Here is an 11,573-nt window from a genome sequence, read left to right as displayed (position 1 = left end):
CAATCAAAATTTGCGACGCATCCATCGCCGACACTCGGCAATTCGACGAGTTGGACGTCGTCGCGCTGCAAGTTAACCTTTTTCAAGACCCGTAGGACGAGCGCACCCTGAGCCTGCCCAGGACTGAAGGCAATTCTCTTGCCTTTGAGATCGTCGAGCTTGTCAATGCCGGAATGCGGTGCGGTGGCGATGACGTAGATAGGATGCCCCACCGGATCGAGGCGGAATTTTGCCGCGACGATCTTGACATCCAAGCCAGTCCATTGCGCGTGGATCGGAGGAATATCAGCGACTGAACCAACGTCCAGCGCCTTGGCTCGGAACGCCTCGATCGTCTGCGGGCCGCCCGAGATGTTAGCCCACTCGACTTGGAATGGCAGCTTGCCAAGTTCGCCGGAAAGAGTGAGCGCGACCCGGGTTTGCGGATCGCCGATGACCAGCCTAGTCCCTGGGGCGATCGTGTCGGGGACAGGTGCATTGTCGGGGAGAGGCTCGGCAAGGGCTGCCCCGGTCATCAGGAGGGCTGTCGACAGGATGCATCGGATAGCGGTCGGAAGGCGCAAATATGCTTTCATCATGGTCCTCCACATGAGCTCTGGGTGCAATAATCCCCATAAGGTATGACCGGTAATTAGTATAGTCTATAGAATTAGTATACTAAAGTTGTGACGATTGAAGAAGAGTTTTTGGCGAAGCGAAACGCGAGGAGAATATCTTTCAGTTTAGCAGGGGTATATCGCTTGATGTGCCCGCAAGCGCCTGCCTTCATTGGCGATCGTCAGTTGCCTTAAGGCCGGTCGCCGACGGCAGGCCGATGGCACCACGCCGACGCTTGCGTGTTGGCTGACAAGCCGAGCCCTGACCATGGAAGGCAGGACGAAACAAGTCGCTCTTTCAGTCCTGAGTCGACGCGAATTCTGTCTGGTGTTTTGATTCGTGGCGTTTGCTGAAATGCGCTACGCGCCTCTTGTCTCGAATGACACCGATGCTCTTTGCTCTGGGACTTCCGTGTCGCACGACTGCTTCGCAATGAGCAGCGGTTCAGATGTGCCTTTGCTAATAATCAGATCTCCGCGGCATTTGTCTTGGCTCTCTATGAAGGTGGATCCGATTCGCTCGAGAGCTTCTTGACGGACCCAACGAACTCCCTCGTGCCAGAACGTGTCTATGGGCGCGGCGACCGCATCCAAGCCCATCGGTCTGATCGGAAGGTCAGACGCGCTGGCGCCCAGACTCAGGCGCTCTTCCTCTGCGCCAGCGCATAGCTGCTTTCCGGCCGCGGCAGGCCATAATGGTCGCGCAGTGTATCACCGGAATACTCCTCCCGGAATAGCCCGCGCTTGCGCAGGACCGGAACGACCTCGGACGCGAACGCGTCGAAGTCGCCGGTCAGCCAAGGCGGCATCACGTTGAATCCGTCGGCTGCGCCGTGCTCGAACCAGATCTGAATCGCATCGGCAATGCGCTCGGGCGTACCAGCCAACACCCAATGCCCACGTCCGCCGGCGAGGCGTTTAATCAGCTGACGGATGGTCGGCTTCTCGCGGTCGATGATGTCGACAACAAGCTGGAACCGACTGGCGACGGCGTTGAGCCCTTTCGTGTCGACAAGGTGGCGAGGAAACGGTGCGTCGAGGTCATGACCTCTTAGATCGATCCCGATCATGCGCTTGAGTTGCTCTAGCGAAGCGGCCGGCTGAATCAACTCGTTAAGCTCCTCCTCCAGTCTATCGGCCTCGGCCTGCGTCGAGCCGAGATAAGAACTGATGCCGGGGAGGACGCGAATATGTTCCGGCTGCCGTCCGAGCGCGGAGGCACGGGTCTTTATATCGGCATAGAAGGACTGCGCGCTCGCCAGCGTCTGGTGTGCGGTGAAGATTGCCTCGGCGTGCTGGGCCGCGAAAGAGCGGCCGTCATCAGACGAGCCCGCCTGGACGTAGACTGGCCTCCCCTGGGGTCCGCGCGCGATATTGAGCGGCCCGCGGACCCGGTAATGCTTGCCCACATGGTCGATGCTGTGCACCTTGTCGGTATCGGCAAAGACCCCGCTATCGGGATCAGCAACGAGCGCCTCGTCCTCCCAACTGTCCCAGAGCTTGGTCACCACCTCAAGAAATTCGCGCGCCTCCTCGTAACGGTCACCATGCGGGGGTGCTCCGGCAAGCCGAAATTCTGCGCCGCTCCGGCATCACCTGTGGTGACGATGTTCCACCCAGCCCGCCCTTTGCTCAGGTGATCGAGCGAGGCGAAAAGGCGGGCGAGATTGTAGGGCTCGGTGTAGGTGGTTGAAGCCGGCGCAATCAGCCCGATTTTCTGCGTCGCTGCTGCGATCGCAGCAAGCCAGGTGAGCGGCTCGAAGCGAAGACGGGAGGAATAGCGGACGCTCTCCGGGAGTGAGGGCCCATCGGCGAAGAAGATCGCGTCGAACTTTGCCGCCTCCGTTCGTTGCGCGAGTTCCTGGTAGTAGCTGATGTCGAGCACTCGCCCAGGTTCGGATTCCTTGAACCGCCAAGCCGCCTCGTGGTGGCCACCAGGATAGACGAAGAGATTCAGGGCCAGTTGGCGCTTGGGATTGGACATGGAAACCCTCGCTTCAGAATAGTCGGCTCCGAAGTCGGCAAATCGTGTCACCGCCTCTTCGAGCCAGATTCACCGGCAACGCGATGTCGCTGAACGATGACAAGGGTGATACAAATTGGTCAAGAGGTAATGTTTCTTAAAAAGAACGCAGACAAGAGAATAATAGGCTATGCTTGCACGAGACGCTAAGACTTGTTAGGCGAGTCTATTGCTAGGCAAACAATAGTGTGGGGTAGCTAAACTAAACTTGGCGCGTAAATGACAGCAAGAATAGTGTTCTCCTTGTGGTTCTTCATATCGAACAGTCCTATCAACGAGCGTCAGCCAGCAGGCCCTGATTGATCGAGCAGATCAATGATGCTGACTGTCGATCTTATCAGAGGGAAAAGGGTGAGGCTGACCAACTGCCGTCGTGCAGGCACGAGATGTTGCTGATCGCGGGTTTGGGCCTGAAACTCTCGTCGGCGCCCGCGTGGACATCGCCGGAAGCCACTGTGGGTCGCCAAGCCGTTCGGCGTTGTTGAGTTGCTCCCCTGAAGGGCGAACGACGATAGTCGATCAAGAGGCACGACAAACCATCGAGTCGATACACGGCGGGGGAGACGGTCCGTTGTCGCTAGGAACCAAAAACCGTTGCTGAAATGTCGTTAGTTGATAGAACTAATCGAATATCGACGATGGCTGGGGTATAGGGGTGTTAACCAATAAGGGCAAATACGGACTCAAGGCAATTGTTCATCTCGCGAGGCTCGATGCCGGGGAGACGGCTCAGGTCGCAGAGATTGCTCAGACGAACAACATCCCGAAGAAATTTCTTGATGCCATCCTGCTGGATCTTCGCAATGCCGGCATGTTGAGAAGTAAGAAGGGCCCAGGCGGGGGCTATGCTTTGGCCAGGCCGGCCGGTACCATCAAAGTCGGTGCCGTTATTCGAGCACTCGAGGGTCCGCTCGCGCCGATAGCGTGCGCCAGCCGATCCGCGTTCCGCGCTTGTGACGATTGCGGCAAAATCGAGTTATGTCCTGTTCGTTCAATCATGAGCGAAGTGCGCGATGCCATCGCCTCAGTCGTCGATAACACCACCGTTGCCGATCTCGCCAAACGCACCCCATCACGCTTCAGAACAACGAAGCCGAAATAGACTGATCGCTATTTATCCACCAAGTTAATCGATAATCCTTTAACGATACCATCGTCTGACCGCTCCCAGGGACTTGCGCTGCATGGCGTGTGCCTATCGTTCTCGCAGTCACGGACGGTCTCCATGAATCAACTGATCCGTAGCCTAGAGTCTGCTGATATCGAGCCCTCCGCTTTCCGATCAGTGATGCGCCACATCGCCGGCGCCATCGGCGTTGTTATGGCCTCGGCCGGAGCCATCCGTGCCGGACTGACCACGACTTCGCTGACCGCTGCACCGACCGAGCCTTCATCCGCCCTCATTTGTGTCAATCGGAGCGCGTCTGCTTGGCCGGTTATCCCGTAGGCCTGGCATTTCGCTATCAATATCCTGGCGATCCAGCATCGATCGATTGTTGACCGTTTCGCTGGCCGCGGCGGAATCAAGGACGAGGCGCGGTTTTAGGAGGGCGACTGGACGCGGCTCATCACCGGCGCGCCTGTCCTGAACGGTGTCTTGGCGTTTCTCGATTGCGAGACAGAGGACGTGATCGGCCGCCATTCGAACACGATCCTGATCGGTCGCGTTAAGGCGATCAGTGGGGATGATGAACACGTGGCCTCCTGTGCTGGTGCAGCGATTATGGCGGGTTGGATGAGACCGTCCAGCACGGTGCGGGGATTTGACCGTTTTTCGACAAAGATGAATGATCGCGTTCGGAAGAAAATTCTAAAGCTGAAACTTGTTCTGGGATCGCTGTTCCATCATTCGCCCTGAATTTGGCAACGCGTTTCATTGACCGTTTTTCCCGTGAGCCTGATACTTCTCGGCAGCAGAGGAGGACCAATTATGACTATTCTTATGGTCCCCGGCTTCAAGGGCTCTGAGCCGGAACATTGGCAGAGTCGCTGGGAAGCCGAGTTGAACGACGTCGAACGAGTCCAGCAGGTGCACTGGGATGCACCGGATCTCGGAGTCTGGCTCGCGGTCTTGGCGCACCACGTGAAGAGAAGGCCGGGGGCCATTCTGGTCGGCCACAGTCTCGGAGCGATCTTGATCGCCCATCTGGCACTGCGCCATCCGGACCTGGACATCGGCGGCGCCCTGCTGGTCGCACCAGCCGATCCTGAGGTGCGACGATCCCGCGTGCCTGGGATCACTTCGTTCGGCCCCTTACCGGTTGAGCCCCTCGGTTTTCCAGCCATATTGGTTGCCAGCCGGACCGACCCCTACATGGCGCAGGATCGTGCCCGTATCATCGCCAATCTGTGGGAAGCAGCCTTCGTTGATGCAGGAGAGGCCGGTCACATCAATGTTGCCAGCGGCCACGGCGCTTGGCCGGAGGGTCTCCGTTGGCTTGCCCGCTTGCGGGTCCGTCAGCGTGCCTTCGCGCAACCGCCCCTGTCGCGGAGGTCGACCGGCTCGAGACATTCTGCGCCGTGAGCGCTTAGCGGGGATGCGGCTCGAGCGGTCTGCTGTCGGACACTGCGAAGCCGTCCGAGGTACGATCGCCATCTACTAGTGGGCAATCGCACCTCGCAATGACGCCAAGGAGGCATCCGTCTCTGCTGGCCTTGTTGCAACTTTGCAGAACTCCGAGATGATCATGACGACAACCATCCATTCGGCCTCGCTGCCTCCGATTGACGTCAAAACCTTTTGGCAGACCCTCGCTGAAAGGGTGAGTGGCATGACCATTGTGACCGCTCACGGGGATGACGGCCCGGCTGGTCCGCTGGGGCTTTCGGCTGCGCGCGTCACGGCCAACCCGCCGACGATCCTCGTATCGGTTGATCAGAAGACGACTGCGCTCGGCGCGATCCTCTCGCGTCGCCACTTCGCGGTGAATTACCTGCCGGCCGGAGCAGAAGCTGTTGCAGATGCATTCAGTGGCAAGGCGGGTATTTCAGGGGCCGATCGCTTCATCGAAGGCCAGTGGGACACCCTGGTGACCGGTGCGCCGGTGTTCAAAAAGGCTCTCGGCACCTTCGACTGTGTGGTGGATGACGTCATTCAGCGTGGCGATATTTCGATTGTGATCGGCATTGCTGTTGCCTCTCGCGTAGACTCCTCACGACCACCGCTCGTTTTCTTTCGGGGAGCCATCCGGGGTGATCTTGGCGGATGATGACTAGCCTTAATCGCAGCCTTCCGGATGCGGGCGGCGAGTGGCGCGACGTGACCGATGGATTGCGACCGCATCCCCAACTGCTCTGGCGCCACCTTCGGCACAAAAGCCGCGGCCGTTTCCTTCAGCATGCCTCAAGCATGCGGGACACGCACCGTCACCGGATGCCGCCATCGTCGGTTGCTCGCATCGCCCAAGCACAAGCCTCGGGTCTCCTGAGGATCGTCAAGGGTCATTTCCACAAGGCGTTGAAGACCGCGCGTGGCACCACTGTCACTTATCGTCCTTCCGGCGGCAGCGAACCTGTAAGACTCGAAGTGTCGCATGCTCTCAACTGCTGCGATTTTAGGCGCCTCTCGCTTCCCACGCAGAACCGTCTCATGCAGTCTATGCCGGACGGTGGGTTCGCCCGCGCGGACGAATTGAAGCTTGGTCTCGGCTTCGATCAGCACGAAGCCTTGATTGAGTCTCACGGTCGAAGCGCGGAGCGGATCTTCGGCATCGGCCCTCGCATCCGTGGCGCCTCTTGGGAGATAACTGCCGGGCCCAACCTTCGAGAACAGGCAGCCCGCTTGGCTGAACTCCAGCTGGGCATGCCTGGCCTATCCATCTCGGATGCCTGTCGGGACATCCGCTGAGGAAGGTGAGAGGCCAATCGTCCTCTCACCGTCGCAATCCGCGCTAAACCTCTTCTCTTTTCTACAGCAATTATGAAATGGACGCGGGAGGCGAACCACTATTAGTCTACTTAATCTATAGACTTATAGAAGGAGACGCCATGTCTACAATCGATATCCTCGGCCTCGCCGGTAGTTTCAGCGTACCCTCCCGCACTCGGGGCCTCGTCGAAGAAGCCGTTGCCCGCACTATGGCTCGCTTCGGCGGGCGGTCCAAAGTCGTTGATCTGTCGCAGCTGGGGCCAGATTTTGCTGGCGCCCGCAATCTCACGGAGCTCACTGGATCCGGGCGCGACGTGGTCAGCACGATTGTCGACGCCAAAGCACTGATCGTTGCGACCCCGGTCTACAAGGGAAGCTATCCGGGCCTCTTCAAACATCTCTTCGACCTGATCGATCCAACGGCACTTGCCGGAAAACCGGTTCTTTTGGCCGCCACGGGAGGAGGCGACAAGCACGCTCTGGTGATCGAGCATCACCTGCGTCCGCTCTTCGCATTCTTCGAGGCCCAGACGCTCGCCACGGGCGTCTATGCCTCGGAGCGAGACTTCGTGGACGGCCAGCTTTCCTCTCCCAGCCTCATCACCAGACTGGACCGCGCGGTTGAGCAATTCGCGCCCCATCTGAAGCAGGACGACCGGGACGTGGTGTTCACGGCAAAGACCGAAAGCCGGCGCGGTACCGCAGAAGCGGTCGCTGCCAACGCGTGACCTACCCTCCCCTCAAGTCAATTAGGTGAATTCAGATATGACCCGACAGATCAAGCTAGGTGCCTTTCTGCCCGGCGGGGGCCAGCACATCGCTTCATGGCGTCACCCGGACCAGCCGGCGGACGGCGCCACCAGCTTCGAATTCCATAAGCGGCTCGCGCTCACAGCCGAGCGCGGCCTGTTCGACGCTTATTTTCTCGCCGACGGCCTGGCGGTGTCGTTCGGCGGCGCCTCCGAGGGCGGCAGCGCAAAGGTGGCGGGACTGGAACCCGTAACGCTTTTCTCTGCGCTCGCGCCGCTGACCTCCCACATCGGATTCATCGCAACGGCCTCCACGACCTATGAAGAGCCATACAACCTCGCGCGGAAGTTTGCGTCCCTCGACCTCATTTCCGATGGCCGGGCCGGCTGGAATGTCGTGACGACAGCCACCGAGGCCGCAGCTCACAACTTCAACCTTGATCAGCAGCATCCACATGCGTTTCGGTATGCCCGCGCCAAGGAGCATGTCGACGTGGTCAAGAAGCTCTGGAACAGCTTCGAGGACGACGCCTTCATCCGCGACAAGGAGAGCGGCGCGTTCTTTGATCCGGACAAGCTGCATGCCACCGATCACCGGGGCGAGCATTTCAAGGTGAAGGGGCCACTCAACGTGCCGCGGTCCCCACAGGGACATCCGGTGATCGTGCAGGCGGGGCAATCCGAAGACGGCCGCGGACTCGCCGCCGCGACCGCGGAAGTCATCTTCACGGCGCATCAGCGGCTGGAGACGGCCCAGGAATTCTACCGGGACATCAAGTCCCGCGCGCAAGGGCTCGGCCGTGATCCGCGCCACATCCTCATTATGCCCGGGGTCTCGCCGTTTGTCGGCAGAACCTCAGAAGAGGCTCGCGAGAAGTATGACCGCCTGACCAGCCTGATCCTGGAGCAGGACGGGATTGCGCTGTTGAACGGCCTCACCGGCGGTACGCTCGACCTCAATGGCTATGACCTCGACGGCCCTCTTCCTCCCGCAGCGCCCACCGAAGGGAATAAGAGCCGTCAGGCGCTCATCCGGCAGATCGCTGACGAGAACAACTTCACCATCCGTCAGCTCTATCAGTGGGTCGCCTCGGCCCGCGGCCACTTCACGGTGGTCGGCTCGGCGATCCAGATCGCCGATACACTGCAGGAGTGGTTCGAGAACGAAGGAGCGGATGGCTTCAACATCCTGCCGCCCTGGCTGCCGACTGCACTTGAGGACTTTGTCAACCTCGTCATCCCTGAGCTGCAGCGGCGCGGGCTGTTTCGCCGGGCATACGAGGGCCGCACGCTTCGAGAAAACCTCGGACTTTCCTATCCGCACAACCGCTGGTCCGCCGCAAGACATGCCGTCCAGGCCGCAGAATGAGGCTGAAGGAAAGGATCAAATCATGTCTTTGATCGATACAGAACAGGGCCATGCCTACCGTCAAACCAGATTTGACAGTGCCTTTGCCGCGGGACTTGCTGAAAAAGCCGCAGCCGGCCTAATCCAAATCGGCGCCCGCTACGGCGTGCTCGTCAGCTTTCTGGTCTTCTGGCAAGTCGCAAGTGAAGTCGGTTGGCTGAACCCCGCGGTCTTCCCGCCGCTCGACAGGATCCTTGCGGCCCTTTGGAACGGCCTGGCCGGCGGATTTCTGCTGGACGACGTGGCCATCAGCCTGCAGAGGGCCGGCCTCGCCTTCTCGGCGGCCGTCGTCATCGGCATTCCGCTCGGGTTATTCATGGGCCAGGTGAAGGCGGTCGAGCGCAGCCTCGATCCGATCCTGCAACTGTTCCGGCAGACGTCGGCCTTGGCGCTGTATCCGGTCTTCATCCTTCTGCTCGGCCTGGGCGAGGCTTCCAAGGTCTTCGTGATCTTCTGGGCCACACTCTTTCCGACGCTCCTGGCCACGATTGGCGGCGTGAAGCAGGCGGATCCGAAGCTCGTCGAGATGGCCCGCGTCTACGGGGCGTCGCGGCTGACGATCTTCCGCCGCGTGGTGCTGCCGGGCGCGGTGCCGTCCATCTTCGTCGGCCTGCGGCTCAGCGCGACCACTGCCCTGCTTCTTCTGATCGCCGCCGAAATGATCGGGGCCAACCGCGGTGTCGGCTTTCAGGTCATGAATGCCCAGTACAACTTCCAGATCCCGCTGATGTTCGCGGCCATCCTGCTGCTCGCGCTCCTGGGACTGAGCGCAAACTACGCGCTGGAGCGCCTGCAGGGCAGGCTCTGCCGCTGGAACCGCCTAGGCCGATAACATCACCCGTCCATCCTCAACCGAAAGGTCATCCCCTGATGAACATTACCCGCAGGTATCTCAATCTCCTGGCGCTGCGCTCGGCCGCGCTCTTCGCCAGCACCGCGCTCATGGGAGCGGCGCAGGCCGCAGAAGGGACGACGAAGCTCCGCTACCTGGCCAGCCACGGTGGCATCTCGGCTCACGAATTGGCTGCCGAACTCGGTTACTTCGAGGGAACGGGAATCGTGCTGCAAAACATCGGCTATGCCGCGGGCGGCCCCGAGTCCCTTTTTGCTCTGGCATCCGGGAACGTGGAGATCGGCGGCGCCGCAACGGCGGCAGTGATCAATTCAATCGCCGGCGGCAATGATTTCGTCGCGGCCTATCCGAGCAACGGGATCAATGATCAGGTTCAGAGCAAATTCTATGTCCTCGAAGACAGTCCGATCCGCTCAGTGAGAGACATTATCGGCAAGACCGTGGCGGTCAATACGCTTGGTGCGCATCTGGACTACACGGTGCGAGAAGCCCTGCATGCCGAAGGCCTGCCTGAGAATGCGGCACGCCTGGTCGTCGTTCCAGGCCCGCAGCTTGAGCAGGTGCTGCGTTCCAGGCAGGTGGATGTTGCCGCCTTCGGCTATTGGCAGACGACCTTCGAGGGCGCGGCGCGCCAGAATGGCGGTCTGCGCCCGATCTTTGACGACACCGACGTGCTGGGCGAAATCGCCGGCGGCTTCGTGGTGCTCCGCCGGGACTGGGTGCAAAAGCATCAAGACGCAGCCAAAACATTCGTCGCGGCTTGCGCGAAGGCGCTCGATTTCGCCCGCGAAAACCCGCAGGAGACGCAGGAAATCTTGGCCCGCGTCTTGAAGTCCCGAGGCGAGAATTCGGACGTCGCGAAATATTTTGCGGGTTATGGCGTGCGGCCTGGCGGCCGCGCGGCCGACCGGGACCTGCAGTTCTGGATCGACGTGCTGGCTCGCGAAGGCAAGCTGGCTCCTGGTCAACTCAAGGTGTCGGATATCCTGTACGCCCTTGAGACGGTCGCGCGCGGAGGTTGATCATGGCCGAGGCCCAGACCATCGGACGCGGAGAGGTCTCCATACGGAATCTCTCCAAATCTTTCGCCCTCAACGGGCGCGACCTCGACGTACTGCGAGGCATCGACCTTGAAGTCGTCAGCGGCCAGTGCGTGGCGATTGTCGGGGCCAGCGGCTCAGGCAAGACGACCTTGCTGCGCATTCTTGCAGGCTTGGAGCCCGCCGACGGCGGCGACGTTCTGATTGACGGCGCGCCTATCCGTGGCGTGGGGTCTGAGCGCGCCGTCATCTTCCAGGAGCCGCGTCTTCTGCCCTGGCTCACGGTGATGGGCAATGTCGCTTTTCCCCTTGAGGTCCGCGGCCTTGCAGCCAATGAGGCCGCGCAGCGGGCACGCCGCTACCTGCGGCTTGTCGGACTTCTCGATTTCGCAGACGCCTATCCTGCCCAATTGTCCGGAGGGATGGCGCAACGGGTGGGCATCGCCCGGGCGTTGGCAGTGCAGCCGGAACTGCTCCTGCTCGACGAACCTCTCGTAGCGCTCGATGCGATGACGAGGATGACGATGCAGGAGGAACTTGCGCGGATTTGGGCGGAGGAGCATCTGACGATGGTACTTGTCACCCATGATCTCGAAGAAGCCGTGTATCTCGCCGACCGGGTCCTGATCTTGCCAAAGCACAAGGGCAGTGCCATCCGCACCATCGAGGTGGATCTTCCGCGCCCCCGTGACCGCAGCGATTCTCGCTTCGTCTGGCTGCGTCAGTTTCTCTTGGCCGAGTTCGGGCTGCATTAGAGCATTTTTCGACGAAGTGTATCCGGTTCACCGTCAACACATGCGGCACGGCAAAGAGCAGAGCCGATTCCACTGAGGTGGAATCGGCTCTAGACCGCGTCACGGGAATGCTACAGATCCTATGCGGGTGGATAGCGGTTCACTCTCTGGCAGAGTGAGGTTGCTGAACCACTCACGCTGGAGACCAACCGATGTCCGTCGAGGCCCGATTTGAGCAAACCGCTATCCGCACTGATCTTGGCGCAATCTTCGTCTCAATGGAACTCTTATGTTCAAATGCA

At 60.3% G+C, this 11,573-nt stretch carries 11 protein-coding genes and 1 pseudogene; 10 read left to right on the top strand and 2 right to left on the bottom strand.

Annotated elements, in window-relative coordinates; genetic code table 11:
• The coding region (locus tag AA309_RS11490; protein ID WP_244470323.1) for an ABC transporter substrate-binding protein at window positions 1–578 on the bottom strand (578 nt) is incomplete at its 3' end.
• Between the two features lie 656 nt (window positions 579–1,234).
• Window positions 1,235–2,580: pseudogene (locus tag AA309_RS11480) on the bottom strand (LLM class flavin-dependent oxidoreductase).
• Window positions 2,581–3,274: 694 nt separating this feature from the next.
• Between AA309_RS11480 and AA309_RS11475 the strand changes: the two are divergent.
• From AA309_RS11475 to AA309_RS11430, 10 genes are all read left to right on the top strand, one after another.
• Window positions 3,275–3,721: an RrF2 family transcriptional regulator gene (locus AA309_RS11475; protein ID WP_047189162.1), complete on the top strand. Its 447-nt coding sequence runs from the start codon at window positions 3,275–3,277 to the stop codon at window positions 3,719–3,721.
• A 495-nt stretch (window positions 3,722–4,216) separates the two neighbouring features.
• Window positions 4,217–4,477: a hypothetical protein gene (locus tag AA309_RS34200; protein WP_244470322.1), complete on the top strand. Its 261-nt coding sequence runs from the start codon at window positions 4,217–4,219 to the stop codon at window positions 4,475–4,477.
• Between the two features lie 72 nt (window positions 4,478–4,549).
• Complete coding sequence (locus AA309_RS11465; RefSeq protein ID WP_047189160.1) at window positions 4,550–5,143, top strand: RBBP9/YdeN family alpha/beta hydrolase; 594 nt, start codon at window positions 4,550–4,552, stop codon at window positions 5,141–5,143.
• A gap of 163 nt (window positions 5,144–5,306) precedes the next feature.
• On the top strand, window positions 5,307–5,828 hold the full coding sequence (locus AA309_RS11460) for a flavin reductase family protein (protein ID WP_047189167.1): 522 nt from the start codon (window positions 5,307–5,309) through the stop codon (window positions 5,826–5,828).
• The gene (locus AA309_RS11455; RefSeq protein ID WP_052954648.1) at window positions 5,825–6,466 is read left to right on the top strand and encodes an FAD/NAD(P)-binding protein; all 642 of its coding nucleotides are present in this window, start codon (window positions 5,825–5,827) and stop codon (window positions 6,464–6,466) included. The genes AA309_RS11460 and AA309_RS11455 overlap by 4 nt, the downstream gene beginning before the upstream one ends.
• Window positions 6,467–6,606: 140 nt before the next feature.
• Complete coding sequence (gene msuE / locus AA309_RS11450) at window positions 6,607–7,215, top strand: FMN reductase (RefSeq protein WP_084731119.1); 609 nt, start codon at window positions 6,607–6,609, stop codon at window positions 7,213–7,215.
• A 37-nt stretch (window positions 7,216–7,252) separates the two neighbouring features.
• The gene (locus tag AA309_RS11445; protein ID WP_047189159.1) at window positions 7,253–8,605 is read left to right on the top strand and encodes an LLM class flavin-dependent oxidoreductase; all 1,353 of its coding nucleotides are present in this window, start codon (window positions 7,253–7,255) and stop codon (window positions 8,603–8,605) included.
• A 22-nt stretch (window positions 8,606–8,627) separates the two neighbouring features.
• Window positions 8,628–9,476, top strand: coding sequence for an ABC transporter permease (locus AA309_RS11440; RefSeq protein WP_047189158.1), 849 nt, complete (start codon window positions 8,628–8,630; stop codon window positions 9,474–9,476).
• A gap of 38 nt (window positions 9,477–9,514) precedes the next feature.
• The gene (locus tag AA309_RS11435) at window positions 9,515–10,519 is read left to right on the top strand and encodes an ABC transporter substrate-binding protein (protein WP_084731117.1); all 1,005 of its coding nucleotides are present in this window, start codon (window positions 9,515–9,517) and stop codon (window positions 10,517–10,519) included.
• Window positions 10,520–10,521: 2 nt separating this feature from the next.
• On the top strand, window positions 10,522–11,292 hold the full coding sequence (locus AA309_RS11430) for an ABC transporter ATP-binding protein (protein WP_047189157.1): 771 nt from the start codon (window positions 10,522–10,524) through the stop codon (window positions 11,290–11,292).
• Window positions 11,293–11,573 lie beyond the last annotated feature (281 nt).

Source organism: Microvirga vignae (genome assembly GCF_001017175.1).
Taxonomy (GTDB): Bacteria; Pseudomonadota; Alphaproteobacteria; order Rhizobiales; family Beijerinckiaceae; genus Microvirga; species Microvirga vignae.
Note: the sequence above shows the minus strand (reverse complement) of the source record. Positions and strands in the feature narration are given on the sequence as shown.